The following is a 25,537-nucleotide window of genomic DNA, read 5'->3' as shown; positions in this document are numbered from 1 at the left end:
TGTCTGGACATTTCCTGGAGGTCATTATGAATGCCACTGTGAGCGCAACCGATACCACTGCTGAAGACATGCAAATCCACCGCGCCGGCTCGGCCAAGGCCATCAAAGGTCCGGCAGACTGGTTTACGGGTGACGTGCGCATTGACCGGATATTCAACGCCCCGGCACCGGCGCGGGTCGGCCTGGCCATCGTGAATTTCCAGCCCGGCGCGCGCACCAACTGGCATACCCATCCACTGGGGCAGATCCTGCTGGTCACCGATGGCGTTGGCTGGACCCAATGCGAAGGCGGGCCGAAAACCGAAATCCGTCCGGGCGATCTGATCTGGTGCAACTGCGGCCGTCGTCACTGGCACGGCGCGACCGACACCACCGCCATGCAACACGTCGCGGTCAATGAAGCGCTGGATGGCAAGCCGGTCGACTGGCTGGAGCCGGTGACCGAGCAGACCTACCTGGCCGGGCCTGTGAAAAAAGACTGAGGGGCTGGCGATGCGCCAATCATGACGCCGCCACGGCCTGGCTGCGCATCCGCGCAATGTCCTTTTTCGGCGGTGCGCCAAACAGCCGACCGTACTCGCGACTGAACTGCGAGGGGCTTTCGTAACCGACCTTGAACGCAGCGCTGGCGGCGTCCTGCTGTTCGTTGAGCATCAGCCGCCGGGCCTCGTTCAGGCGCAGCCATTTCTGGTACTGCAGCGGGCTCATGGAGGTGAGGTTGCGAAAGTGCAGGTGGAAGTTCGGCGCGCTCATCTGCACCCGCGCGGCCAGGTCTTCGACGCGCAAGGCACTCGCGTAATTGAGCTTCAGCCAGTCGATGGCTTTGGCAATCCGGTAACCCTGACTGTCGACCGAAGCAATGTGCCGCAGCAGCGGCGCCTGATCGCCCTGGAGCAGCCGGAAGTGAATCTCGCGCTGCAACAGGGGCCAGAGCACCGGAATGGCGTCGGGCTCCTGCAACAGATTGACCAGTCGGGCGAGGGGATCGAGCAGCGCTGAGGTCAGGCCGGCAATGCCCGCGCTTCTGCGCACGGCGCGCTCCCTCGGTGTTGGCACCTCCCCTTGGGCGATGAGCTCGGTCAAGGTGCGCAGGTCCAGCTTGAAGACCAGTCCGAGGCACGGCACGTCCGCGCTGGCGAGGGTTACGGCGGAGTTGGCCGGCACGTCCAGCGAGGTGATCAGAAAGCGCGTCGTGTCGTAGGGATAGACGTCGCTGCCGATGACCATTTCCTTGGCGCCCTGGACCACCAGCACGATGCTCGGGGCCAGGATGCAGGTCACCGGCGGCGAGGGCGCTTCGCGGCGAAACAGGCCGAGGCCGTTGATGACGGTAGGAAAATCACCGGAGGCCGGCGTACGGCTGTCGATGATGCGCGTCAGTGCCTGCAACCGGGCAGGGATGGCGCTGCCTTTCGCCAGCGTTGAGAGCGCGGTGTCGCCCATGTTTTTCCCCTTGGTTTTGCGGTTGTGCCCTTGGGCCGGAACTGTACGTGCCCGGCAAAACAGCCGTCCAGCCTCGCGCCCCGGGATTGATCGGATCAGGCAAGAAAACCACTGGATCGCTCTACTGGTTGCCCCGGCTACGCCATGAGTATGTGCATCGCACACTTCATTTGCGCCATGCCCTGGCGCCGGAGACATTCATGAAACAGCTGATGATGGGGCTGGCCTTGCTGGTCAGCTCATTCGCGACAATGGGAGCCGATATGTCCAGCGGAGCTGACAATTTCTACACCAGTGCACAGGTCACCCGGCAGAAGGTGACGTTCAACAACCAGTACCAGATGAAAACGGTCGGCAACCTGTTCGTGCCCAAAGACATGATCAGCGGCCGCAAGTACCCCGCGATCATCGTCGGCCACCCCATGGGCGCTGTGAAGGAACAAAGCTCGAACCTGTACGCGCAGAAACTGGCCGAGCAGGGCTTCGTCACCCTGGCGATCGACCTGTCCTTCTGGGGGGAAAGCGAAGGCCGGCCGCGCAATCTGGTGTCCCCTGAGATCTACGCCGAAGACTTCAGCGCCGCCGTCGATTACCTCGGCAGCCAGGGTTTCGTCGATCGCGAGCGCATCGGCGTGCTGGGTATCTGTGGCAGCGGCAGTTTTGCCATCAGCGCTGCGAAGATCGACCCACGCATGAAGGCCGTCGCGACGGTGAGCATGTATGACATGGGCGGCGTCAATCGCAACGGCCTGCAGCATTCGGTCAGTGTCGAGCAACGCAAAGAAGCCATCGCGGCCGCCGCTGCACAACGTGATGTCGAGTTTGCCGGCGGCAAAACCCGGTACACCAGTGGCACCGTGGACACACTCACCGACCAGTCCAACCCGATCGAGCGTGAGTTTTACGATTTCTACCGGACCCCGCGTGGCGAGTTCACCCCGAAGGGCCAGTCGCCTGAGCTGACCACGCATCCAACGCTGACCAGCAACGTCAAGTTCATGAACTTCTACCCGTTCGCTGACATCGAGACGATTTCACCGCGGCCGATGCTGTTCATCGCCGGCGAGAACGCCCATTCCCGTGAGTTCAGCGAGGAGGCTTATCGCCTGGCCGGTCAGCCCAAAGAGCTGGTGATCATTCCGGGTGCCGGGCACGTGGACCTGTATGACCGGGTGGATCTGATTCCTTTCGACAGGCTGACATCGTTCTTTCAGACCCATCTGAAGTGAGCCCCAGGCCGATCAAGACGGCTCGGTCCGGTGCCGTGCCGGATCCTGCCGGAACCGTCCTTTTTGTTGCGCGCTCGGTTTTGCGCGCCATCTGTTGATAACTGGCCCCGCTGCATGGCGGGGCTGAATGAGCTGGAGCATGTTCATGGGCACCCCCGCTGTACCGATGGCCGAAACAACCCACCGTGTGTGGGGCGCCGTGCTGGCGATGTCGCTGTGCGCGTTCGCACTGGTCGCCTCCGAATTTTTACCGGTCAGTCTGCTGACGCCCATTGCTGCAGACTTGAGCCTGACCGAAGGGCAGGCAGGTCAGGCGATTTCAATCTCGGGATTTTTTGCGGTGATCACCAGCCTGTTTCTGTCTGCGCTGACCCGTGGGCTTGATCGCAAGCCGGTGCTGTTGACCCTGACTGCCTTTCTGATCGTTTCGGGGGCAATGGTTGCCTTCGCGCCGAATTATCCGGTGCTGATGTTCGGTCGGGCGGTGCTGGGTATCGCGATCGGCGGTTCGTGGTCGATGAGCACGGCGGTGATGATGCGCATTGCCCCCGAGTCGATGGTGCCCAAGGCCATCGCCATGGTGCAGAGCGGCACGGCGCTGGCCACCGCCGTTGCGGCGCCTCTGGGCAGTTTTCTGGGCGGTCTGATTGGCTGGCGCGGCGCGTTCTTCTGCGTGGTCCCGCTGGCCGCATTGGCGCTGTGCTGGCAGGCCTTCACGCTGCCGCGCATGCCCAGTGAGCGCTCGTCCGGATCGGCGATGGCGGTGTTTCAACTGCTGGGCCGCGCGAAGGTGGTCTACGGGATGGCGGCGGTTGCCTTCCTGTTCATGGGTCAGTTTGCGCTATTCACCTACCTGCGGCCGTTTCTGGAATCGGTGACCAGGGTCGATGTGCCGAAGCTGTCGATCCTGCTGCTGATCATCGGCGTTGCAGGGCTGGCCGGGACGCTGATGATTGGCGCCGTGTTGGCAAAAAGTCTGTACCGGGTACTCATCGCCATTCCTTTGCTGATGGCCGGCATTACCGTCGCGCTGCTGGCCTGCGGTCAGTCGTTTGGCATCACTGCCGTGATGCTTGGCGCCTGGGGCCTGATCTCGACCTGTGCGCCGGTGGGATGGTTTACCTGGCTGACCCGCACGCTGCCCAAAGACGCCGAGACGGGAGGAGGGCTGATGGTGGCGGTGATCCAGCTGGCGATCACGCTGGGCGCCACGGCGGGTGGCTTGCTGTATGACGGGATAGGCTACAGCGCGACGTTTATCGCGAGCGGGGTGTTTTTGCTCGCCGCCGCGCTGTTGGCGTGGAAGGTGTCGCGGACCGCAGCGGTGACTGCATGAAGCGTGTACGAGGCGTGACGCACTGCTGCGTCACGCCGCGGCTTTACTCCTTCACGTCCATGAAATCCTTGGCCCAGGCCACGTAGTTTTCCGGGAAGGTGTAGGTGTGGGTCAGCTCGGTGGCGCTGTGGTTCGAGGTGCTGTGGGTCACCTGACGCTGGGCGCGGAGGCTGTCGTAGGTGGCCTTGATCGCGGCGAAGTACGCCGCGTGGCCGGCGACCACCACCCGCACGCCCAGATCGGCCAGGCGCTGGCGGTCATTGAGTTCCGGATTGCCGTAGGTCACCAGCATCAGCGGCACGGTGAGCTTTTCCGAAATCTGCTCCAGGTGCTCGAAGTCCTTGATGCCGACGATGCAGATGCCGTCGGCGCCGGCCTTTTCGTAGGCCAGGGTGCGTTCGATGATGTCCTGGACCGGCAGCACGCCGGCGTTGGTCCGGGCGACGATCGTCAGTTCCGGATCGACGCGGGCTTCAAGGGCGGCCTTGACCTTGCCGATGCCTTCTTCGATGGACACCAGGTCCGTGGATTTGCGCCCGAATTGCGCCGGCAGCAAGGTGTCTTCGATGGTCAGCGCCGCCACACCGGCGCGCTCCAGTTCTTCGACGGTGCGCATGACGTTCAAGGCGTTGCCGTAGCCATGGTCGGCATCGGCAATGAAAGGCAGCTGCGCGACACGACCGATCCGGGTCGCCTGCTCGACGAACTCGCTCAGGGTAATCAACGCGAAATCAGGGGCTGCCAGCACCTGCAACGACGCCACCGACCCGCCCAGAATACCGACCTCAAAACCCAGATCGGCCGCAATGCGCGCCGACATGGGATCGAACACTGAAGCTGTCTCGACGCAGTGCTGCGAAGCCAGCTGCTCACGGAATTTGCGACGCAAAGCGGAGTGGGAAATTCTGGACATAAGGCTTCCTGATTCTGGCCGTCATCTAAATGCCAGCAATGCTACCGCAAATTCAAGCTGAAACGTCTCACCTCGACGAGCGACGTGCATTGATTGACATGGGTGGCCGAGCAAAATTTCCTTCCCACAGCGTTTTCAGAAATGACCCCTACTGCGCGTAGCCGATCGTGAAGCGACAAACTCAGCTTTGAGACGTATACCACTGAGTGGTAGATTTCATTCCACGGGTAGGTAGCCAAATGCAGGATAGGGTGTTTAAAACGAAGGGGTTTTGCGCCGCAGCCGGCAAAGCAGCGATTGAAGACAGCGAGCTTTGCGGCGCGATTAGGGAGGTTTTCAAGGGGCAAGCCGATGATCTGGGTGGTGGCGTCTGGAAGAAGCGACTCAACGACAATCGCCACCGCTCGATCATTTTGGCGAAAGGCAAGTTCTACTGGGTTTATCAGTTCCTCTTCTCGAAACAGACCCAGAGCAACATCAACAGGCAAGAGCTCCTCGCTTTCAGAAAGCTTGCCAAGGCTTACGAAAAACTGACCCGGCAGCAAATTCAAATGCTCCTGGATCGACAGGATTTCACGGAGATCTGTCATGAAAAAAAGAATTGAAAGCGAAGCGTTGGCCTCTGTGCATGAATCTGCCAAGGCCTTGTTAGCTATCGGCGCTATCGATAAAGCAACGATGCGCGAGTTTGATCGGCACTGCATCGCCGAGGTCCCGGCTGCGATAGACCCGGCACAGATCAAAGCCATTCGTGAGGGAAGTCATGTCAGCCAGCCGGTATTTGCCCGCTATCTGAACACCAGCACCTCCACGATCAAACAGTGGGAAGCCGGGTCAAAACGACCCGGGGGCATGGGGTTGAAGCTGCTGAGCATCGTTCAGAAGCATGGACTCGAGGTTCTGGCCTGAGCTGGGTGATGATCACCAAACCGAGGGTGACCTCACCGGCCTCTTCCCGGCTGAAGCCGGTCCCACTGACTGCGCGAACACCGCGCGCAGTAGGACCGGCTTCAGCCGGGAAGGCGCCTGACCTGCCGCCACAGACCTGAATCTGTAAATACCGAAGCAAGCGCTTGCGTGAATCGATTCAGCTGTTCTAGGATTCAGCTGTTCCGAAATATTACAAAGCAATTCCCGAGTGCCACCCGCGAAGAGGTGGCCCAGGCATAAAAACAAGAAACCTCGGAGATTCACATGATCAGCTCGTCTGCTCGATTGCCGCGTGTGCTGTCCGCGCATGCCCCCTCTGATTCATTGGCCGCCCGGCCATGAGTGCCGCCGTCCTCTCCGTTTCTCCCCAGCCCGTGCTGGAAATGACCGCCATTTCCAAGACATTTAACGGCCTGCGCGTGCTGAAAAATGTCGCTCTCAAGGTCTACGCCGGTGAAGTTCATGCCCTGATGGGCGAGAACGGCGCGGGCAAGTCGACCCTGATGAAGATTCTGTCCGGCGCCTATCAGGCCGATGCCGGTGGCGAGATCCGCATCGACGGCCAGGCCCTGAGCGCATTCGACCCGCTGTCTGCCAAAGCGCGCGGCATTGCGGTGATCTATCAGGAACTGAGCCTGTGCCCGAACCTGAGCGTCGCCGAGAACATTTACCTGGGCCGCGAATTGCGCCGTGGCTGGAGCATCGACCGCAAGGCGATGGAAGCCGGTTGCGTTGACGTACTGGCGCGACTGGGCGCCGATTTCAAACCCTCCACCAAGGTCAGTGTGCTGTCCATTGCCGAGCGCCAACTGGTGGAGATCGCCCGGGCGTTGCACGCCAGCGCGAAAATCCTGGTGATGGACGAGCCGACCACGCCGCTGTCGTCCCGGGAAACCGATCGCCTGTTTGCGCTGATCAAACAGCTGCGTGACCAGGGCCTGGCGATCATCTACATCAGCCACCGCATGGCCGAAATCTACGAGCTGTCCGACCGGGTGTCGGTGCTGCGCGACGGCGAGTACGTCGGCATGCTGGAGCGCGACGCGCTGTCGGCCGAGGCGCTGGTGAAGATGATGGTCGGCCGCGACCTGTCCGGTTTCTACAAGAAAGAACACGCCGCCTACGACCCCGGCGCGGTGGTCATGCGCGTGCGCGACATGGCCGACGGCAAGCGCGTCAAGCCGTGCAGTTTTGACCTGCACGCCGGCGAAGTCCTTGGCATCGCCGGGCTGGTCGGGGCAGGGCGCACGGAACTGGCGCGTTTGATTTTCGCTGCCGACTCGCGCATTTCCGGCAGCCTTGAAGTGGCCGGCAAGCCGATCACCGATCTTCGCAGCCCCACCGATGCGATTCGTGCGGGGGTGGTCTACCTGACCGAAGATCGCAAGGCCCAGGGCCTGTTTCTGGACATGAGCGTGCGCGACAACATCAACGTCTGTGCCTGCGTCCCCGACGCCCACACCGGCGGTGTGCTGGATCGCGGCCGTGGCGCACAGCGGGCAATCGAGGCGATCCGGTCGCTGTCGATCCGCGTGGCGTCGGGCAAGGTCAATGTCGGCGCGTTGTCCGGCGGCAACCAGCAGAAGGTGCTGCTGGCGCGCCTGCTGGAGGTCAAGCCCCACGTGTTGATCCTCGACGAGCCAACGCGCGGCGTGGACATCGGCTCGAAGTCCGAGATCTACCGAATCATCAACGAACTGGCCAAGGCCGGTGTCGGCATTGTGGTGATCTCCAGCGAGCTGCCGGAAATCATCGGCACCTGCGACCGCGTGCTGATCATGCGCGAAGGTGAGTTGGTGGCCGAAGTGGGTGGTCACTCCGGGCACGAGATTTCCCAGGAACGGATCATCGATCTGGCGACGGGGAGTGCGCAGGTGACCCATGTCTAGACCCACCGCTCAGGCGCGACACTTAACGTGCAGAAGCGCGCTTGCCCGCGAACGCGTTGTATCAGTCAGCGCATTTGGCACTGACAGATCCCCTTCGCGGGCAAGCGCGCTCCTACAGGAATCGCAATCTTCCGATAACAATAAAAAGGAACCCAGGCCATGAGTCTGCCCCTGGAAAACTCGCCTACCGTCGCCGCCATCAGCAAGCGTGAACGGGTGCGCGAACTGATGCGTACCGTTGGCATGCTGCCGGTGCTGATTCTGTTGTTGATCGGCTTCTCACTGATGACCGACACCTTCATGAGCTGGCAGAACCTGTCGATCATCACCCAGCAAGCCTCGGTCAACGTGGTGTTGGCGGCGGGCATGACCTTCGTGATTCTGACCGCCGGCATCGACCTGTCCGTGGGGGCGATTCTCGCGGCTTCGGCGGTGGTTGCCCTGCAAGCCTCGATGTCACCGCAGTTCGGCATGCTCGGCATTGCCGCCGGCGTGGGCTTCGGCCTGTTGCTGGGGCTGGTCAACGGTGGCCTGATTGCCTTCATGCGCCTGCCGCCGTTCATCGTCACCCTCGGCGCGCTCACCGCCATGCGTGGCCTGGCGCGTTTACTGGCCGACGACAAAACCGTGTTCAACCCTGACCTGCCTTTCGCCTTCATCGGCAACGATTCAGTGCTCGGCGTGCCGTGGCTGGTGATCATCGCCGTGGCGGTCATCGCAGTGTCGTGGTTCATCCTGCGCCGCACGGTCATGGGCGTGCAGATCTACTCGGTGGGCGGCAATCCGGAAGCGGCGCGCCTGTCCGGGATCAAGGTGTGGAAGGTGTTGCTGTTCGTCTACGCGGTCTCCGGCGCGCTGGCCGGGCTCGGTGCAGTGATGAGCGCCTCGCGCCTGTTTGCCGCCAACGGCCTGCAACTGGGCCAGTCCTACGAGCTGGACGCCATTGCGGCGGTGATCCTCGGCGGCACCAGTTTCACTGGCGGCGTCGGCACCATCGGCGGGACCCTGATCGGCGCGCTGATCATCGCGGTGTTGACCAACGGCCTGGTGCTGCTGGGCGTCTCCGACATCTGGCAATACATTATCAAGGGCATCGTCATCATCGGTGCGGTGGCCCTGGACCGCTATCGCCAATCCGGTGCGCGGACCTGATCACCTGCTAAATGGCTGCACGCGTTTCAACGAAGACTCCGACAATAATCACAAGAGAGAACCCATGAACGTCAAACGCAAATTCCCCGCTGTCATGTCCCTGTGCCTGGCCGCGTTGCTGTCCCAGGGCGTAGAAGCCCGCGAGCTGAAATCCGTCGGCATCACTCTGGGTTCGCTGGGCAACCCGTATTTCGTCACCCTGGCCGACGGCGCCAAGGCCAAGGCCCTGGAGCTCAACCCCAATGTCAAAGTGACCTCCGTCTCCGCCGATTACGACCTGAGTAAGCAGTTCTCGCAGATCGACAACTTCATTGCGTCGGGCGTCGACCTGATCCTGATCAATGCCGTGGACCCGAAGGCCATCGCTTCGGCGATCAAGAAAGCCCAGGCCGCCGGCATCAAGGTCGTGGCCGTTGACGTCAGCGCCGCCGGTGTCGACGCCACCGTGCAGACCGATAACGTTGAAGCGGGCAAGCTGGCCTGCCAGTTCATCGTCGACAAGCTGTCGGGCAAGGGCAACGTGATCATCCAGAATGGCCCGCAAGTCACCGCTGTGACCGACCGTGTTGCAGGCTGTAAGTCGGCCTTCGCCGCCGCGCCGGACATCAAGATTCTCTCCGACGATCAGGACGCCAAAGGCTCCCGCGAAGGTGGCCTGAACGCGATGCAGGGTTACCTGACGCGCTTCCCGAAAATCGACGGCCTGTTCGCGATCAACGATCCTCAGGCGATCGGCAGTGACCTGGCGGCCAAGCAACTGAAACGCAGCGGCATCGTCATCACTTCGGTGGACGGCGCACCGGACATCGAGCAGGCCCTCAAGTCCGACACCTCGATTCAGGCCTCGGCCAGCCAGGACCCTTGGGCCATGGCGCAGCAGGCGGTGGTCATCGGCAACGATCTGCTCAACGACAAGAAACCCGCTGAAGCGGTCACTCAACTCACGCCGAAACTGATCACCCGCGACAACATCGGTTCCTACAGCGGCTGGTCCAGCAAGCACTGAGACGCAGGCCTGAAGGAGTCGTCGCCGTGATCAAAATGGAAGACGTGGCGAAGCGGGCGCGGGTATCGACCTCGACCGTTTCCCACGTGCTCAACGGCACACGGAAGGTCAGCGACAGGACGGTGGAAGCGGTGCAGCGGGCGGTTCAGGACTTGGGCTACATCCCCAACACCCTGGCGCGCTCGCTGGCCCGTTCACGCACCAATACCATCGGCGTGGCGATCTCGGCGCTGTCCAATCACTATTTCAGCGAGACCGTGCACGCCATCGAAACCGAATGCGCGCGCCACGGGATCATGATGTTGTTCGTCGACACCCACGACGATCCCGCTCAGGAACTGCGGGTGGTGCAGGCGCTGCACCATCGCCGCGTCGACGGCATTCTGCTCGCGCCGTCCAGTGACCCGCAGCAGGCAGCGTTGGCGTACTTGCGCAGCAATGCCATTCCCAGCGTGCTGGTGGACAGGATGGCGGTCGAGGGCTTCGATCAGGTCGGCGTCGAGAATCGTCTGTCCACCTGCGAGCTGGTCACTCATTTGATCGGCCACGGCCACCGGCGCATCGGCATGATCGCCGGGCGCCGTGGGCTGAGCACGACAGAGGAGCGGATCGAGGGCTACCGGCAGGCGCTTGCTGAGGCTGATGTGCCGTGGGATCCGCAGTTGCTGATCGACGGCGAGTCGAACAGCGAATCCGCCCGGGTCGCCACGTCCGCGCTGTTGCGCCTGAGCCCGCCACCCACGGCGATTCTGGCGGCGAATAACCTGATGACCATCGGCGCCATGCACGCGTTGCGCGACGCCACTATCGCCGTGCCCGAGCAGATGGCCCTGGTGGGTTTCGACGATTTCGACTGGGCGGATTTTTTCCTGCCCCGCTTGAGCGTGATTGCTCAGCCGGTGCAGGCACTGGGCGCGCGGGCGGTGCAGTTGCTGCTGCAGCGCATCGATCATCCCGAGGGCAAACGACTGTCGGAGCGACTGGCGCCGACGTTACGCATTCGTAATTCGTGTGGGTGTCCTTGAGGGGGCGCTGTCAGCCACCGGGTTTCAGCCACCGGATTTTCAGGCATCAGAATTTCAGGCAACAAACTCTCAAGCACCGATCTTTCAGGAACCGGATTTTCATGAATCAGCTTGTTTCTCTGGGCATCGACCTCGGCACGTCCGAGCTCAAGGCCATTCTGCTTGGCGCCGAAGGCGAAGTGCTGGCCCAGGCCGGTGCGCGCGTGGAGGTCAGCCGCCGGCTGTCGGGCTGGTCGGAGCAGAACCCGGCTGACTGGTGGCAGGCCTGTGTATCGGCGCTGGCTCAGTTGCGGGCAACCAATCCCCAGGCGTGGGCGCGGGTGGCCTGCATCGGCTTGTCTGGGCAAATGCACGGCGCAGTTTTACTGGATGCGGCGGAACAGGTGCTGTATCCGGCGATTCTCTGGGACGACTCGCGCGCCGTGCTTCAGGCGTCGCGACTGAACCAGGATTACCCGGATTACGCTGACGTCACCGGCAGCCTGGCCATGGCCGGGCTCACCGCGCCGAAGCTTGTGTGGATGCAGCAGCACGAGCCGCAGGTCTTCGCGCGCATTGCCAGCGTGCTGTCGCCGAAGGATTACTTGCGCCTGCTGCTGACCGGCGCGCAGGTGAGTGACATGTCCGACGCTGCCGGAACCTTGTGGCTGGATGTGGCAAAGCGCGAATGGTACGCGCCGATGCTCCACGCCACCGGGCTGACGATTGAGCAGATGCCCCGGTTGCTGGAGGCCGATCAACTGTCTGCCGGCCTGAGTGCCGAGGCGGCGGATGCACTGGGTTTGCCGTTGGGCCTGCCCGTGGCCGCAGGTGGCGGTGACAACCCGGTGTCCGCGGTGGGCATCGGCGCGATCAACGCCGGTGATGCGTTTGTCACCCTCGGCACCAGCGCGGCGATCGTCGCGATCACCGATCATCCGGCAGGCAACCCGGCCGGCGCCGTGCACAGCTTTTGCCACGCGTTGCCGCAGCGCTGGTACACCATGGGCGCGATGCTGGCGGGGGCGAGTTGCCTGCGCTGGGTCACCCGCTTGTTGGGTCAGCCTGATGAGCAGGCGTTGCTCGATCAGGTTCACGCTGCGTTGCCGGTCGATCAGCCGGTGGCGGTGTCCAGTCCGCTGTTTCTTCCGTACCTCGCGGGCGAGCGCACGCCCCACAACGACCCGCTGCTGCGCGGCGGATTCATGAACCTGGGCCACGACAGCACGCCGGCCATGTTGGGTTACGCGGTGCTGGAAGGCGTTGGGTTCGGGTTGCTGGACGCGATGAACGCCACGCTGTCCGCCGGCGCCACGGTCAACGCCTGCGCGCTGGTAGGCGGCGGGGCTCGAAGCGAATACTGGGCGCAGTTGCTGGCCAACATTCTGGATCGCGAGGTGTACACCTTGCACGGCAGCGAACTCAGCGCGTGCATGGGTGCGGCCAAGCTGGGGTTTTTGTCGATCGGGGAGGGGGCTGAATTGATGAAGCGGGGGATGGCGGTGAAGGCGCGGTATCAGCCGATGCCGGCGGTGCAGGGCGTGTTGATGGCACGCTACGGGAAATTCAAAGGGCTGCTGGGCGCGGCGCAAGGATTACGTGCCTGACGTCCAGTGCGGTATGCCATGTAGAGCGTAGGTACGATCACAGGTGTCTGCGTCCGCCGCTGATTTCGGTCGCTTTCGAGATTGACTGTGGGAGCCGGCTTGCTGGCGAATGCGGTGGGTCAGAACAGAAGGTGTCGCCTGACGAAACGGGTTCGCCAGCAAGCCGGCTCCTACGGGTTCTGCGCTTGTCGCTCAATTTGGACGCCGCCGATCAAAATCAAAGGCTTCCCGGCTGAAGCCGGTCCTACTGACTGCACGCGGCGAGTAGGACCGGCTTTAGCCGGGAAGAGGGCGGTCAGCCCGCTGGAATTTCCGGCTTAAACCCTCATCGTCGGCGGCAAATCCATCAGTTTGTCCAGCGTAATCGGCAGATCCCGAATGCGTTTGCCCGTGGCGTGGGACACGGCGTTGGCCACCGCTGCAGCCAGTCCGGTAATCCCTATCTCACCAATGCCCCGAGCGCCGAACTCGTTGAGCTCGAAGTCGGGGTAGTCCAGCAGGATCACGTCGATCTCCGGCTGGTCGGCGTGCACCGGCACCACGTATTCGGCGTAGTTGTTGTTCACCGGCATGGCGTTGCGCTCGTCGAAGTCCGTCGCTTCAAACAGCGCCATGCCGACGCCCATGACGATGGCGCCTTCGACCTGGTTGAGCGCGGTTTTCTGGTTGATCACCTTGCCCACGTCAATCGCGCTGACCACCCGAGACACGCGCAGCCGCGAGATGCCCGGGTCCCAGCGCACTTCGACAAAATGCACGCCGAAGGAGCGGAACGAGTGCTTGCTGGTGTCGTTCATGCCGGTCTTCGCTTCACCGAAGGCGCTGGCCTGCTTCTGCGCCTTGAGCACATCGGCGATGGCAAAGGTCTTGTCGCCGCTCTTCAACTGGCCCTGCTCGAAGCTCACCTGATCAGCCTTGGCCCCGGCAAACACGCCCTTGGGCGCGGTTGCGAACGCCTTCAGCTGTTCAACGGCCTGACGGGTCGCCTCGGCAATGGCCGGCAGCACGCTCGCGGTGGCCCATGACCCGCCCGACACCGGCGCCGGCGGGAACGATGAATTGCCCAGCTCCACTTCGATCTTGTCCAGCGGGATGCCGGTGATGCTGCTGACCACTTGAGCAACGATGGTGTAGGTGCCGGTGCCGATGTCCTGCACCCCGCAAATGGCCCAGGCCGTGCCGTCGGCGCGCAGCGCGACTTGCGCTTCGGCGGGGGTGCGATAGGCGTCCCAGTTACAGGCGGCCATGCCATAGCCGATGATCTCGGTGCCGTCCTTCATCGAACCCGGCGTCGGGTTGCGTTTGCTCCAGCCGAAGCGCTCGGCGGCCTTGTCGATGCACTCCTGCAGATGATTGCTCGACCACGGCAGGTTCTGGCTCTCGTCGCGCTCGGAGACGTTCAGCTTGCGGAATTCCAGCGGGTCCATGCCGAGCTTATCCGCCATCTCGTCCATGGCCGATTCCAGGGCGAACAGCCCCGGCGCCGCACCCGGCGCGCGCATGGAGGTCGGCGTGCCGCGATTGACTTCGATGATCTTGTGGGTGACCAGCACATTGGCGCAGCTGTAGAGGCTCTTGGTCGAGGTGCCGCAGTTTTCCTTGTACGGGTCGGTGAAGGATGTGGTGTTGATCGACTCGTGGCGCACCGACACCAGCTTGCCTTTGTCGTCGGTCGCCAGGCGCATGCGCTGACGGGTTTCCGGGCGGTGGCCGGTGGTGGTGAACATCTGCTGGCGCGGCACCACCAACTGCACCGGCCGATTGAGCACCCTGGCAGCGCCGCAGGCGGCGACCGAATGGGGCCAGATCCACAGCTTGCTGCCGAAACCCGAGCCAATGAACGGCGCGCGCACTTCGACCTTCTCCGGAATCAAACCGAAGATTTTCGCCAGGGAATTGCGGTGAGCGACCACGCCCTGGGTGGCTTCGTACACGATCAGGCGCCCGTCTTCCCAACTGGCGACGGTAGCGTGCATTTCCATCGGGTTGTGGGTTTCGACGGGTGTCGAGTAGGTGGTGTCGATGCTGTGGGCGGCGCCGTCGAACGCAGCGGCGGCGTCACCCCGGGTGTGGTTCGGGCTGCCGTCCTGCAACGCGCCGCCTTTCAGCCCTTGTTCCAGATTGGCCACGGCGTCGGTCTTGCTGTAGCTGACTTTGATCTTATAGGCCGCAGCTCGGGCGTGCTCGAAGGTGTCGGCCACCACCAGGGCGACGAACTGCCCGGCGTAATGCACGGTGTCGTCTTCGAACGGCAGGCGGCTTTCGTCGGACTTGGCCGCCTTGAGGATCTGCGCGAAGGACATCGGCAGCGTCGAGTTGTGATAAAGCGACGGGAAGTTGCCGTGGTGCAGAATCTCCAGCACGCCCGGCGATTTGCGCGCGGCGTCCAGTTCCAGGCCGGTGATCTTGCCGCTGGCCACGGTGCTGAACACGCCGTAGCCGTAGGCCATATTTTTCAGGTGGTGGTCGGACGCGTACATCGCGCTACCGGTGACCTTACGCTGGCCATCAATGCGGCGGGGTGCCGAGCCAATCATTGCATCCGTCATGGTGAATCCTCCGGTCAGGCGTTCAAGGTGCCGAGGTTGCGCACGATGGCCTGCTGCCCCAGGGCGATCTTGTAGGCGTTGTGGCGATAGGCTTTGGCGCCCTTGAGGGCGATGGCAGCGACGTTTTCGAGTATCTGCGGCGTCAGGGTCTGGCCCTTTAACGCCTGTTCGGCTTCGACCGACCGCCAGGGTTTGGTGCCGACGCCGCCCAGGGCCACCCGCGCTTCGCGCACGGTATTGCCGTCCATGACGACGATCACGGCGCTGGACGCCAGGGCGAACTGGTACGAGGCGCGATCACGCAGCTTCAGGTAAGCGGACTTGTTGCCGGCCATGGGTGCAGCGAGCACCACGTGGGTGATCAACTCATCGTCCAGCAGCGCGTGTTCTTTCCACGGCGTCGCGCCGGGCAGCAGGTGAAAGTCAGCGAAATCAACGCTGCGCTTGCCCTTCGGGCCTTGCACTTCGACCGTCCCACCAATGGCGACCATCGCCACGCACATGTCCGAAGGGTGGCTCGCGATGCACTGGTCGCTGGTGCCGAGCACCGCGTGGACGCTGCGATTGTGGCCGTCGATGGCCGCGCAACCCGAGCCCGGTTCGCGTTTGTTGCAGGGCGAATAGCCGTCGCGGAAATAGTTGCAGCGCACCCGCTGCATCACGTTGCCGGCCGTCGTGGCCTTGTTGCGCAGTTGAGTGGTGGCGCCGGACAGCAGCGCCTGGGACAGCACCGCGTAGTGCTCGACGATGTGCGGGTGATGGGCCAGTTCGGTATTGCTGACCAGCGCACCAATGCGCACGCTGCCGTCCTTCTGCACCTCAATCTGCTTGAGCGAGAGGTGATTGACGTCGATCACCTGATCGGCCGGCATGATGTCCAGCTTGACCAGGTCCAGCAACGTGGTGCCGCCGGCGAGGAAGAACGTGGTCGGGCTTTTCGCGTGGGTCGCCACCGCCTGTTCGACGCTGTTGGCGCGCACGTAATCAAAGGCTCTCATCAGCTCACCTCCTGGACTTTGATGCGCGCCGACTGGATCGCCGCGAGGATGTTCTTGTACGCGCCGCAACGGCAAATGTTGCCGCTCATGGCTTCGCGCACGCTGTGATCGTCGGTGCCGATGTTTTTGTCTTTCAACAACGCCGCCGCGCTCATGATCTGCCCCGAAGTGCAATAGCCGCACTGGTAGGCATCGTGTTCCCAGAACGCCTCCTGCACCGGGTGCAATGTGCCGTTCTGCGCCAGGCCTTCGATGGTGGTGATGTCGTCGCCTTCGTGCATCGCCGCCAGGGACAGGCACGAATTGATCGCCACGCCGTTGACGTGAACGGTGCAGGCGCCGCACTGGCCGTGATCGCAGCCTTTCTTGGTACCGGTGAGTTGCAGGCGATCGCGCAGCACGTCGAGCAGCGCGGCGTTTGCCGGCAGGTTCAAGGTGTGGGCCTGGCCGTTGACCTTCAGGGTCATGCGGCGTTCGTCGGCCGCAGGCGGGTCCAGGTCATCGGCGACAGCCGCCTGGGCTTCCAGGGCCTGGGTCCAGATCGGCGCCGTTGCGGCAGCGAGGCTGGACACGCCGATGGATTTCAGAAAGTTACGGCGGGAGGGGACAGTGAAGGCCTTGAGGTCACAAGACACTTCTTGCTTGTTGGGGCGATCAGGCTGATCGGTCATGAACGGGTTCCTCGTCAGCGTTGGGTCAACCTGGCGGCCGACGGTGGGCGGACGCGCGGGCAGGGACGACAGGTGGAGCGGCATCCGGTATGGCTGGACCATCGGCAGCATTGAAAGTGACGGCAGTCTTGAACGATAACCAATGTGCAGACACTGCATTCAGTTGAATCGGCGCATGCACTTGTGAGTCGTTTTCTCTAATCCGTGGCGCTTGTGTCAGCGGCGAGGGCTGGCGCCTTGTCGGGATCAGCAAAAGCAGGCGGTGCAGGCCATGGCTCAAGGGTTGTGACCGAGGCACCGGGGGATGGTTGCCGTTATTTCTCAGGCGGAAAACACACAGAATGTTACGGCTGAACCGGGCTGGCGAAACCGGCCCGGAACTTCAAGCATCAGGCGGCCGACGCTTCTTCTTTCAGAGTCGCCATGTCGATGACGAAGCGGTACTTCACGTCACCCTTGATCATGCGCTCGTAGGCTTCGTTGATGTCCTTCATGTGGATCATCTCGATGTCGGAGACGATGCCGTGTTTGGCGCAGAAATCCAGCATGTCCTGGGTTTCCTGAATGCCGCCGATGAGCGAGCCGGCGATACTGCGGCGTTTGAAGATCAGGTTGAACACGCCTGGCGACGGGTGCGGCTGATCCGGCGCGCCCACCAGGGTCATGGTGCCGTCGCGCTTGAGCAGGTTCAGGAACGGATCAAGGTTGTGCGGCGCCGCCACGGTGTTGAGGATGAAGTCGAGCTGATTGGTCTGGGTGGCCATCTCATCGGCGTTTTTCGAGACGATGACTTCATCGGCGCCGAGGCGCAGGCCGTCTTCACGCTTGTTAGGCGAGGTGGTGAACAGCACCACGTGGGCGCCCATGGCGTGGGCGATCTTCACCGCCATGTGACCGAGACCGCCCAGCCCGACGACGCCGACCTTCTTGCCCGGACCGACTTTCCAGTGATGCAGCGGCGAGTAGGTGGTGATGCCGGCGCAGAGCAACGGCGCGACGGCGGCGAGGTTGTCGCTGTGGGAAATCTTCAGGACGAACTTTTCTTTCACCACGATCTTGTCGGAGTAGCCACCAAAGGTGTTCTCGCCGCCAAACACCGGACCGTTGTACGTACCGGTGAAGCCGTTCTCGCAGTATTGCTCTTCGCCTTCCGCGCATGACGCGCAGTGCTGGCAACTGTCGACCATGCAGCCGACACCGGCGAGGTCGCCGACCTTGAAGTGGGTGACATTGGCGCCGACTGCGGTGACTTTGCCGACGATCTCGTGGCCCGGCACCGACGGATACAGGGTGTTGTTCCATTCGTTGCGCGCGGTGTGCAGGTCCGAGTGGCAGACACCGCAGAACAGGATGTCGATCTGCACGTCATCGGCGCCCGGCTCGCGGCGCTCGATCTGCAGCGGGGCGAGTTTGTCAGTGGGTTTTTGCGCGGCGTAGCTGTAAGTCTTGATCATTGGGTGATCATCTCCAGTGGGGCAAAAAGACAGGTAACAGCAATCAGTGACAGGCGAGCGCGCTCAAAGGTCAATGCGGAAACATGAAACCGTCACTGTCAGGCTTGCTGACAAGCCGTGTGAGCGCACTGTGTAAACAGAGTGCCGGGTTAAATCTTTCAGTTTTCAGGCCGCTATAGGGCCGTACGGCGGGTAATTGCCATTAATGTCGTGGAATACGGTTTTTTCGTCGCGAATAGACCGCAAATACGAATATGCCGCTTGCAACCTTCTGTCACACCCCATGAAGATAGCTCAGTCCGACGCTGGCAATGGAGCGCCTATGAATTCCCCACTTTCGACCCTGTCCGGGTACCCGCCGATTGCCGACGAGCGGATCTCTGCACCCGGCGATAACGGCCTGTCGGCCGTGGGTGGTTTGACCGGGGAGAATTCGCTGGACGCCTTGCTGCGCGCCGCCCGCCAGTCTGCACCGGAGTTGAGCTGGGCCGCTTACCGTGCCGGCCAGCAAATGCATCTGCTGGGGCGGGGCAGTTCCGCCACGGACTGGCCGACGTTGATACCCCGTGAAGAATTCGACGGCTACTGCCGCAAGCACCATTTGCAGCGTTGGGTGACCGGGCATGGCGAGTCCGCCCTGGGCTGGCTGTTGATGCCGGACGCCCAGTCCGACGATCCGTTTTTCGCCGAGCTGGCCGGACGTCTCGGCCTGCGCCTGCAGACCGATGCGCTGGCCCGGGCACAGGCGACCCAGCGCGTCCTCTATGAAATCACCTACCTGGCCAGCTCCACCCGTGACCGTTCGGCGTTTTTACAGGGCGTGCACAAGCAGCTCTCGACCCTGATCGACGCGGAAAACTTCTACCTGGCGCTGTACGAAAGCCACAGCGGCAAAATCACTTACCCGTATTACATCGACATCACTGACGTCGACGCCCTGGAAGCGGAAACCTACGAGTTTCTCGACCGCCAGCGGCTGTCCATGACCGGCTATGTGCTGACCACCGAGCAGGCCCTGTTCGTCGACGCCGCCGCCATCGAGCGGGCGCGGGCGCTGGACCGCTTCCACTGCGTCGGTCATCGCCCCGAATTCTGGATGGGCGCGCCGCTGAAAAACGCCTCCGACGACGTGTTCGGCATGCTGGCGATGCAGGTCTACGACGTCGCCCGGGTCTACAGCGTCGAGGATCAGGAACTGTTTTTGGTGGTGGCCCGCCACGTGGCGATGGCCCTGGACCGGATTCTGCACCGCGCGCAGCTCGAAGAAACCGTCGCCCGCCGCACGCTTGAGCTGTCCCGCCTCAACGATGCCCTGCGCAACGAAGTGGCCGACCGCGAACGCGCCGAGCATTTGCAGAGCGCGCTGTTCCAGATCACCGAGTTGTCCAGCCAGCCCGGTGACATGACCGACTTGTTCAAGAGCCTGCACGGCATCGTCGGCGAACTGCTGTTTGCCCTTAACTTCTATATCGCGCTGTTCGACGACGCCACCGGTGAAGTCACCTTCCCGTACTACGTGGACGAACGCCTGACCCGCCGACCCGATCCGCGCCGTGGCGAGCGCGGCTTTACCGAATACGTCATCCGCCAGCGCCGGCCGTGTCTGATCGACGGCGCCGAGGCGCGCTGGCTGGAAAGCATCGGCGAGATCACCCTGCAGAACGAGGTCAACCGGTCGAGTTCGTGGCTGGGCATTCCGTTGTTCGACGGCGACGTGGTGCGCGGTGTGCTGGCGGTGCAGAGCTACACCTCCCATGTCAGCTATTCGTTGCGCGATCAGGAACTGCTCACCTTCGTGTCACGCCACATCGACACGGCCCTGTCCCGACGCAGCGCGGCCGAGGCCATCCACACTGCCAATCTGCGCCTGGAAGCGCGGGTTCAGGACCGTACACGGGAGCTGGACTACGCCAACGCCAAGCTGCAGCACGAAAACGCCCACGACTCGCTGACCGGGCTGCCCAACCGCAGCTATCTGCAGCAGCGGCTCAAAGGCGCGTGGCAGGATTTCTGCGACAAGGGCGAGGAGCTGGCGGTGATGTTCATCGACCTCGACCGCTTCAAGATGGTCAACGACAGCCTCGGCCATCACTCGGGCGATCTGCTGTTGATCCAGGCCGCCGACCGCTTGCGCCACTGCATGCGCGACAGCGATTTGCTCGCGCGGCTGGGCGGCGATGAATTCGCGGTGCTGGCTTACGCCGCGCCGCCGGACGTCACCGTGGCGATCGCCGAGCGCATACTGCTGGCCTTCGACGTGCCGTTCTACATTGACGGCCACGCGGTGTTTTCGTCGTGCAGCATCGGCGTGGTCGGCGCCGATCTGCAGTTTCACAGCGAGCCGGCGGATTTGCTTCGCGACGCCGACACCGCGATGTACCGGGTCAAGAATGCCGGTCGTGACAGCTACGCGGTGTTCAACCAGGAAGTGCGCCGCGAGGTGTCCGACCAGATGGAGCAAGAGACCGCGCTGCGCAATGCCCTCAAGCGCACCGACGAACTGGTGCCGTATTTCCAGCCGATCATCGATGTGGCCAGCGGCCGGATTCTGGCCCTCGAAGCCCTTATTCGCTGGCGTCAGGCCGATGGCCGGATCGTCGCGCCGGGGCAGTTTCTGCCGGCACTGGAAGGCCTGCGCCTGATCGGCCGGCTGGACCTCTACATGCTGCAGCAGGTGGTGGTGATTCTCGCCCATCCCGACCACGCGCACTGGCCGACGGTGCACGTCAACTGCTCCAGCTACAGCATCACCCGCCCGGAATTTTCCAGCGAAGTCCTCGGTTTGCTCAGCCAGCATGGCGTAGCGCCGTCGCGCATCTGCCTGGAACTCACCGAGGGCGCGCTGGTGGCCGAGCCGGAGCTGGCGCGTCAGGCCATGAAGCACCTGGCTGACAACGGCGTGTCGGTGGTCCTCGATGATTTCGGCGCCGGGTTCTCGTCCCTCAGTTACGTGCACCAGTACCACTTCAGCGGGCTGAAAATCGACAAGTCCTTCACCCTTGAACTGACCACCAGCTCCCGCAGCCGGGCCATCGTCCGCGCCATTGTGCGCATGGCCGAATCCCTTGGGCTGAGCGTAGTGGCAGAGGGCGTTGAAGACGCCGCGACCCTGGAACTGCTGCGGGAAATGGGCGCGGGTCAGGCTCAGGGTTACTACTTCTCGATGCCGGTGCCCCAGGACAAGCTGGATTTGAGCGCGTTGCTGTAACGCGGCGCAGCCCGGCAACGGAGATGATGCAGGTCAGCTGTCGCGATATCGCGAAACATTCCGCAACATTTCTCTTTGGGGCGAGTCAACGCTACATCTCCCTGCAAAGAATTATTCATGAAGACCCCTCGACCGTCCGCACGCCTCAAGCCACTCAACGAATTGCGCAATCTGAAAATGGCCCGTTCCGCCCACGCTTATGTGCGCGGCAGCACGGTGCAGTTTTACGAATGGCTGCACAGCCAGTCCGGCCGGCGTCTGCCCAGCGGCCCGCCGGTGTGGATCTGCGGGGACTGTCACGCCGGTAACCTCGGTCCTACCGGGGATTCCAAAGGGCGCATCGATATTCACATCCGCGACCTGGATCAGACGGTGATCGGCAACCCGGCCCACGACCTGGTGCGTCTGGCGCTGTCGCTGGCCACCGCTGCCCGGGGCTCTGATCTGCCCGGCGTCGCCACCGCCAGAATGCTCGAAGAGATGATGCAGGGTTATGAGCTGGCGTTCGAAGACGGCGCCGATGAGGAGCCCGCCCGCCCGGCGCAGGTGAAGGCCGGGATGCGCAGCGCCGTTCAGAGGACCTGGAAGCACCTTGCCCAGGAGCGCATCGAAGACACGCGGCCGACCATTCCGCTCGGCAAGCATTTCTGGTCGTTATCCCGCGATGAGCGTCATGCCCTGAAAGACCTGTGCGCGACGCCGGAGATTCATGCCCTGGTGACGTCGCTGAAGGGTCGATCCAAGGATGACCGCGTCGAGATGCTCGATTGCGCGTATTGGGTGAAGGGTTGCAGCTCGCTGGGCCTGCTTCGCTATGCGGTCCTGTTGAGCGTGGGCGACGATGAGGATCAGGAATATTGCCTGCTCGATGTCAAGGAAGCCGTCGCTGCCGCCGCGCCGCGTACCCCGCGGGCGGGCATGCCCCGGGACAACGGCAAGCGCGTGGTGGAAGGTGCCCGGCACCTGTCGCCAGGTCTGGGCAACCGGATGATCGCTACGCGGATGCTGGATCACGGCTTCTTCATACGCGAACTGCTGCCCCAGGACATGAAGCTCGAACTCGATCAACTGAGCGAACGCGAAGCCATGAAAGCCGCCGGTTACCTGGCTCGCGTCGTTGGTCTGGCCCACGCCCGGCAGATGGACCTGTCCACGCGCTCGTCGTGGATGCGCGAACTGCAGCTCAACCGCTCGCACACGCTGGACGCGCCGTCGTGGTTGTGGAGCAACGTCGTGCATCTGGTGGGCAGCCACGAGCAAGGCTATCTGGAACATTGCCGGCGGTATGCGCTGGAAAATTGATTCAAACGTCTGCGCCTGCTTGACCTCCACTTAGGTGGAGGTTCGAGACTGGGCGCCCTCACGTTCAGGATCACTGCCATGACGCACGCCCCCGCTGCTCCGTTTACGTTGTACAACCCACAAGGCTTGTACGATCCCGCCCCCAACGCCTATTCCCACCTCGCCGTCGTTGCCCCGGGCGCCGAGTGGCTGTTTGTCGCCGGGCAGGGTGGGGAGGATGCTCAAGGGCAACTGTCCCCTGTCTTTGCCGAACAGGCAGCGCAAGCGATCGCCAATGTCCGCACCGTCCTGCAATCTCGCGGGGCCGACCTCCGCCATATCTTCAAGCTGACGCTGCTGATGGTTGATCACTCGGAAGAACGGTTGCGCGTGTGGGTCGAGCAGGCGGATCTCGCATGGTTGGGCCACATGAAGCCGGCGTGCACACTGATCCCGGTCCCGCGCCTGGCGTTGGACGGCATGTTGATCGAGATCGAAGCGGTGGCAGCGCTGATGCCCAGAGACTGATTGGTTTTTAGTAGGACCGGCTTCAGCCGGGAAGAGGCCTGTGTGGGCACCATCAATTTTGCAGTGTGACCGCCGACGTCTTCCCGGCTAAAGCCGGTCCTACTATGAGCACGCGGTCGATTAGTGGGACCGGCTTTAGCCGGGAAGAGGCCGGTGCGAACGCCACCAATTCTGCGGTGACTACCGACGCCTTCCCGGCTGAAGCCAGTCCTACAGATGAATGCTCACTCCCCGGACGCCACCGCTTCACCGGCACACCGCGGAAGTCTCACCGTGAAGGTCGTGCCTTCCAACGCGTCAGACACCACGGACACGTCACCACCATGGGCCCGGGCGATTTCGCGGACGATGAACAACCCCAAGCCCACGCTTCGCAGGTCCGCATGGACGGCCGCGCCGCGGGTCAACGGCTCGAACAGACGGGTGCGATGCGTTTCGGGAATGACCGGACCGAAGTTATGCACGGCAATCACCACCGTCCCGGCCTCCAGCGCGGAAGTAATCGTTACCGGTCGGGCAACGTCCCCATACGCCACGCTGTTCGCCGTGAGGTTGCCGATCACCTGAAACAGACGATCGTTATCCAGCGCCACGAGCCCCGTGCTATCCGAGCAGTGCGCCAGTTCCGCTCGCGGGAAAGCAACGCGCAGTTCCGCAACGCAATGACCAATGAAGGTGTGCAGATCCACTTCCGTGGGGTGGACGCTGATGCCGCGCCCGACTCGTATCACCGTCAGGTCGAGCAGGTCGGCGATCATCCGGGTGGCGCGCTGCACCGAATCGCCTACGTGCTTGAACAACCGGGTTTCCTGGGCCGTGTGTTCACCGCGAGCGAGCAGGTCGGTGGCCATCTTGATCGCGGTGAGGGGGTTCTTCAGGTCGTGGCTGACGATCGCCACCATCTGTTCGGCGAACGTCGCCCGCCGCTGGGCGGTTTCGTAAGCCTCGTTGAGTTCCGACTGAGCCTGGCGCAACGCAGCCTCGGCGGCGGTTTTTTCCTGCAACAGCTCTTCCGCCGCTTTGCGCGCCTTGAGCAGCTCGCGCTCGTATTTGTCCCGGTCAGCCGTGCCGAAAAACGCCAGCTCGTTGTAGACCTTGCCCTCACGCTCCCGGCGCACGCCATTGAGCAGCATGATGATCTGCCGACGGTCGCGATGAACGATGCTCAACTTGACCTCCGCCACCGAGCCCTGCAAGCGCATCAACGGCGCCCAGTGGGTCTGGTGGAAGATGCGCCCGCCGACCGTGAGCAGGTTCTGGAAAGGCACGCCGCTCAGCTCGTCGCCGGTGTAGCCCAGCCAGTCGCAGAACGTGCGGTTGGCGCGCAGGATCCGCCCGTCTTCGTCGGTGACCACCAGGCCGCACGGCGCGCCTTCGAACAGTTCGACGACGTCCGGTGCTGCCGCGAAATCACTCGGCATTGAGGCTGACCCACCGCCCGAGGAACTCATCGATCGCATCGGAACAGGCGGCGGGCGCACTCAAGTGTGGGCAGTGGCCGACGTTATCCACCAGCTTCAAGGTACTGTTGGGCAACGCGGTGTGCAGGTATTCACCGACGGCAACCGGCGCGATGAGGTCATCGGTCGATTGCAGGATCAGCGTCGGCGTGGTCAGGCCGGCGACGTCCTTGCGGTTATCCGAGAGAAACGTGACGCGGGCAAACTGCTTGGCGATCTCCGGGTCAGTGCGGCAGAAACTGTTGGTCAGCTCTTCGCCCAGTGCCGGTTGCCCCGGTGCGCCCATGATCACCGGGGCCATGGTGCTCGACCAGCCAAGGTAGTTGCTGTCGAGGGTATCGAGCAGCGAATGCACGTCCTCTTCGGAGAAGCCGCCGACGTAATCGCCGGAGTCCACGTAGCAAGGGGAGGGGCCGATCATCACGTGGGCGGCGATCAGCCCTGGCGTCTGTCGGTCCGCCAATACGCCAATCATTGCGCTGACCGAATGGCCGACGATGATCACCGGGCCCGTGCCGAACTCGCGGACGAGTTCGGTGAGGTCGTGGGCATAGCCGTTCAGCGTGGCGTATTTCTCGGAATCGTAGGCCTCGATGGCCGAATTGCCAGCGCCTACCAGATCGTAAAGTACGACGTTGAAGCGGTCGGCGTAATGGGGGCTGATCAGGCGCCACATGGCCTGGTCGCAACCAAATCCGTGGGAAAAAATCAGGGTCGCCCGGCCGTCACCCATGACGTGCACGTTGTTGCGCTGCTGAAGGTTCATTAAGTGTCCGGAAAATGGCGGTGGGCGCGAGTGGTGCCGAGCCTATAGGGTTATCCGGGATAAATCACGTGCAAAACCCATAACAGGCGAACCGGCCTGACCGCTTGCTGGTA

At 62.8% G+C, this 25,537-nt stretch carries 21 protein-coding genes; 13 read left to right on the top strand and 8 right to left on the bottom strand.

Annotated features, from left to right (window positions below):
* Window positions 1-26: 26 nt before the first annotated feature.
* Window positions 27-482: a (R)-mandelonitrile lyase gene (locus EC919_RS04265; RefSeq protein WP_133771529.1), complete on the top strand. Its 456-nt coding sequence runs from the start codon at window positions 27-29 to the stop codon at window positions 480-482.
* 19 nt (window positions 483-501) lie between these two features.
* Here the strand turns inward: EC919_RS04265 and EC919_RS04260 are convergent, their stop codons facing one another.
* Window positions 502-1,443, bottom strand: a complete 942-nt coding sequence (locus EC919_RS04260; RefSeq protein WP_133771527.1) for an AraC family transcriptional regulator — start codon at window positions 1,441-1,443, stop codon at window positions 502-504.
* 200 nt (window positions 1,444-1,643) lie between these two features.
* On the opposite strand from EC919_RS04260, the gene EC919_RS04255 reads away from it, so the two are divergent.
* Together EC919_RS04255 and EC919_RS04250 are read left to right on the top strand one after the other, a co-directional pair.
* Window positions 1,644-2,672 carry an alpha/beta hydrolase gene (locus tag EC919_RS04255; RefSeq protein WP_133771525.1) on the top strand — a complete coding sequence of 343 codons (1,029 nt, stop codon included), beginning with the start codon at window positions 1,644-1,646 and terminating at the stop codon, window positions 2,670-2,672.
* 145 nt (window positions 2,673-2,817) lie between these two features.
* Window positions 2,818-4,008 carry an MFS transporter gene (locus tag EC919_RS04250; RefSeq protein ID WP_133771523.1) on the top strand — a complete coding sequence of 397 codons (1,191 nt, stop codon included), beginning with the start codon at window positions 2,818-2,820 and terminating at the stop codon, window positions 4,006-4,008.
* A gap of 43 nt (window positions 4,009-4,051) precedes the next feature.
* On the opposite strand, the gene EC919_RS04245 is transcribed toward EC919_RS04250, so the two are convergent.
* Window positions 4,052-4,921 (bottom strand): isocitrate lyase/PEP mutase family protein, encoded by an 870-nt coding sequence (locus EC919_RS04245; protein WP_065986037.1) that lies wholly within the window; start codon window positions 4,919-4,921, stop codon window positions 4,052-4,054.
* Window positions 4,922-5,160: 239 nt separating this feature from the next.
* Between EC919_RS04245 and EC919_RS04240 the strand changes: the two genes are divergently transcribed.
* The 7 genes from EC919_RS04240 to xylB all read left to right on the top strand — a co-directional run bounded on the left by EC919_RS04240 (window position 5,161) and on the right by xylB (window position 12,509).
* The gene (locus tag EC919_RS04240; RefSeq protein WP_133771521.1) at window positions 5,161-5,526 is read left to right on the top strand and encodes a type II toxin-antitoxin system RelE/ParE family toxin; all 366 of its coding nucleotides are present in this window, start codon (window positions 5,161-5,163) and stop codon (window positions 5,524-5,526) included.
* Window positions 5,510-5,830: a helix-turn-helix domain-containing protein gene (locus EC919_RS04235; protein WP_133771519.1), complete on the top strand. Its 321-nt coding sequence runs from the start codon at window positions 5,510-5,512 to the stop codon at window positions 5,828-5,830. The genes EC919_RS04240 and EC919_RS04235 overlap by 17 nt, the downstream gene beginning before the upstream one ends.
* A gap of 359 nt (window positions 5,831-6,189) precedes the next feature.
* Window positions 6,190-7,740, top strand: coding sequence for a sugar ABC transporter ATP-binding protein (locus tag EC919_RS04230; protein ID WP_243842201.1), 1,551 nt, complete (start codon window positions 6,190-6,192; stop codon window positions 7,738-7,740).
* Window positions 7,741-7,899: 159 nt separating this feature from the next.
* Window positions 7,900-8,892 carry an ABC transporter permease subunit gene (locus EC919_RS04225; RefSeq protein WP_108121758.1) on the top strand — a complete coding sequence of 331 codons (993 nt, stop codon included), beginning with the start codon at window positions 7,900-7,902 and terminating at the stop codon, window positions 8,890-8,892.
* Between the two features lie 64 nt (window positions 8,893-8,956).
* Window positions 8,957-9,898 carry an ABC transporter substrate-binding protein gene (locus EC919_RS04220; protein ID WP_133771517.1) on the top strand — a complete coding sequence of 314 codons (942 nt, stop codon included), beginning with the start codon at window positions 8,957-8,959 and terminating at the stop codon, window positions 9,896-9,898.
* A gap of 26 nt (window positions 9,899-9,924) precedes the next feature.
* Window positions 9,925-10,923 (top strand): LacI family DNA-binding transcriptional regulator, encoded by a 999-nt coding sequence (locus EC919_RS04215; protein ID WP_133771515.1) that lies wholly within the window; start codon window positions 9,925-9,927, stop codon window positions 10,921-10,923.
* A gap of 101 nt (window positions 10,924-11,024) precedes the next feature.
* Complete coding sequence (gene xylB / locus EC919_RS04210) at window positions 11,025-12,509, top strand: xylulokinase (RefSeq protein WP_133771513.1); 1,485 nt, start codon at window positions 11,025-11,027, stop codon at window positions 12,507-12,509.
* A 317-nt stretch (window positions 12,510-12,826) separates the two neighbouring features.
* On the opposite strand, the gene EC919_RS04205 is transcribed toward xylB, so the two are convergent.
* The 4 genes from EC919_RS04205 to EC919_RS04190 form a co-directional block, all read right to left on the bottom strand.
* Window positions 12,827-15,058: a xanthine dehydrogenase family protein molybdopterin-binding subunit gene (locus EC919_RS04205; protein ID WP_133771510.1), complete on the bottom strand. Its 2,232-nt coding sequence runs from the start codon at window positions 15,056-15,058 to the stop codon at window positions 12,827-12,829.
* Between the two features lie 14 nt (window positions 15,059-15,072).
* Window positions 15,073-16,056 carry an FAD binding domain-containing protein gene (locus EC919_RS04200; RefSeq protein ID WP_133771508.1) on the bottom strand — a complete coding sequence of 328 codons (984 nt, stop codon included), beginning with the start codon at window positions 16,054-16,056 and terminating at the stop codon, window positions 15,073-15,075.
* Entirely contained in the window at window positions 16,056-16,727 is a 672-nt protein-coding gene (locus EC919_RS04195; RefSeq protein WP_133771506.1) for a (2Fe-2S)-binding protein, read from the bottom strand. The genes EC919_RS04200 and EC919_RS04195 overlap by 1 nt, the downstream gene beginning before the upstream one ends.
* Before the next feature lie 389 nt (window positions 16,728-17,116).
* Window positions 17,117-18,181: an NAD(P)-dependent alcohol dehydrogenase gene (locus EC919_RS04190; RefSeq protein WP_133771504.1), complete on the bottom strand. Its 1,065-nt coding sequence runs from the start codon at window positions 18,179-18,181 to the stop codon at window positions 17,117-17,119.
* A gap of 322 nt (window positions 18,182-18,503) precedes the next feature.
* Here EC919_RS04190 and EC919_RS04185 point away from each other — a divergent pair, with 322 nt between their 5' ends.
* The 3 genes from EC919_RS04185 (at window position 18,504) to EC919_RS04175 (ending at window position 23,198) form a co-directional block, all read left to right on the top strand.
* A complete protein-coding gene (locus tag EC919_RS04185) occupies window positions 18,504-21,389 on the top strand; it encodes a sensor domain-containing phosphodiesterase (protein ID WP_133771503.1) in 2,886 nt (961 codons plus the stop codon).
* A 117-nt stretch (window positions 21,390-21,506) separates the two neighbouring features.
* Window positions 21,507-22,691: a DUF2252 domain-containing protein gene (locus EC919_RS04180; protein WP_133771501.1), complete on the top strand. Its 1,185-nt coding sequence runs from the start codon at window positions 21,507-21,509 to the stop codon at window positions 22,689-22,691.
* 78 nt (window positions 22,692-22,769) lie between these two features.
* Entirely contained in the window at window positions 22,770-23,198 is a 429-nt protein-coding gene (locus EC919_RS04175) for a RidA family protein (RefSeq protein WP_133771499.1), read from the top strand.
* Window positions 23,199-23,422: 224 nt separating this feature from the next.
* Here EC919_RS04175 and EC919_RS04170 read toward each other — a convergent pair whose 3' ends face one another.
* Together EC919_RS04170 and EC919_RS04165 are read right to left on the bottom strand one after the other, a co-directional pair.
* On the bottom strand, window positions 23,423-24,619 hold the full coding sequence (locus EC919_RS04170) for a PAS domain-containing sensor histidine kinase (protein ID WP_133771497.1): 1,197 nt from the start codon (window positions 24,617-24,619) through the stop codon (window positions 23,423-23,425).
* Window positions 24,609-25,424, bottom strand: a complete 816-nt coding sequence (locus EC919_RS04165) for an alpha/beta fold hydrolase (RefSeq protein ID WP_133771495.1) — start codon at window positions 25,422-25,424, stop codon at window positions 24,609-24,611. Before EC919_RS04165 ends, EC919_RS04170 begins: the two co-directional genes overlap by 11 nt.
* Window positions 25,425-25,537 lie beyond the last annotated feature (113 nt).

Origin of the sequence: Pseudomonas graminis, assembly GCF_004364335.1 — a bacterium.
Taxonomy (GTDB): domain Bacteria; phylum Pseudomonadota; class Gammaproteobacteria; order Pseudomonadales; family Pseudomonadaceae; genus Aquipseudomonas; species Aquipseudomonas graminis_D.
This window is presented reverse-complemented; position numbering and strand designations above follow the sequence as displayed.

Bases quoted from the DNA above. Each gene is read 5' to 3' on its own strand.
- EC919_RS04200 (WP_133771508.1), bottom strand. From the start codon at position 16,056: ATGAGAGCCTTTGATTACGTGCGCGCCAACAGCGTCGAACAGGCGGTG.
- EC919_RS04220 (WP_133771517.1), top strand. From the start codon at position 8,957: ATGAACGTCAAACGCAAATTCCCCGCTGTCATGTCCCTGTGCCTGGCC.
- EC919_RS04230 (WP_243842201.1), top strand. From the start codon at position 6,190: ATGAGTGCCGCCGTCCTCTCCGTTTCTCCCCAGCCCGTGCTGGAAATG.
- EC919_RS04185 (WP_133771503.1), top strand. From the start codon at position 18,504: ATGAATTCCCCACTTTCGACCCTGTCCGGGTACCCGCCGATTGCCGAC.
- EC919_RS04205 (WP_133771510.1), bottom strand. From the start codon at position 15,058: ATGACGGATGCAATGATTGGCTCGGCACCCCGCCGCATTGATGGCCAG.
- EC919_RS04245 (WP_065986037.1), bottom strand. From the start codon at position 4,921: ATGTCCAGAATTTCCCACTCCGCTTTGCGTCGCAAATTCCGTGAGCAG.
- EC919_RS04255 (WP_133771525.1), top strand. From the start codon at position 1,644: ATGAAACAGCTGATGATGGGGCTGGCCTTGCTGGTCAGCTCATTCGCG.
- EC919_RS04235 (WP_133771519.1), top strand. From the start codon at position 5,510: ATGAAAAAAAGAATTGAAAGCGAAGCGTTGGCCTCTGTGCATGAATCT.
- EC919_RS04165 (WP_133771495.1), bottom strand. From the start codon at position 25,424: ATGAACCTTCAGCAGCGCAACAACGTGCACGTCATGGGTGACGGCCGG.
- EC919_RS04175 (WP_133771499.1), top strand. From the start codon at position 22,770: ATGACGCACGCCCCCGCTGCTCCGTTTACGTTGTACAACCCACAAGGC.
- EC919_RS04265 (WP_133771529.1), top strand. From the start codon at position 27: ATGAATGCCACTGTGAGCGCAACCGATACCACTGCTGAAGACATGCAA.
- EC919_RS04190 (WP_133771504.1), bottom strand. From the start codon at position 18,181: ATGATCAAGACTTACAGCTACGCCGCGCAAAAACCCACTGACAAACTC.
- EC919_RS04180 (WP_133771501.1), top strand. From the start codon at position 21,507: ATGAAGACCCCTCGACCGTCCGCACGCCTCAAGCCACTCAACGAATTG.
- EC919_RS04260 (WP_133771527.1), bottom strand. From the start codon at position 1,443: ATGGGCGACACCGCGCTCTCAACGCTGGCGAAAGGCAGCGCCATCCCT.
- EC919_RS04225 (WP_108121758.1), top strand. From the start codon at position 7,900: ATGAGTCTGCCCCTGGAAAACTCGCCTACCGTCGCCGCCATCAGCAAG.
- EC919_RS04170 (WP_133771497.1), bottom strand. From the start codon at position 24,619: ATGCCGAGTGATTTCGCGGCAGCACCGGACGTCGTCGAACTGTTCGAA.
- xylB (WP_133771513.1), top strand. From the start codon at position 11,025: ATGAATCAGCTTGTTTCTCTGGGCATCGACCTCGGCACGTCCGAGCTC.
- EC919_RS04250 (WP_133771523.1), top strand. From the start codon at position 2,818: ATGGGCACCCCCGCTGTACCGATGGCCGAAACAACCCACCGTGTGTGG.
- EC919_RS04195 (WP_133771506.1), bottom strand. From the start codon at position 16,727: ATGACCGATCAGCCTGATCGCCCCAACAAGCAAGAAGTGTCTTGTGAC.
- EC919_RS04240 (WP_133771521.1), top strand. From the start codon at position 5,161: ATGCAGGATAGGGTGTTTAAAACGAAGGGGTTTTGCGCCGCAGCCGGC.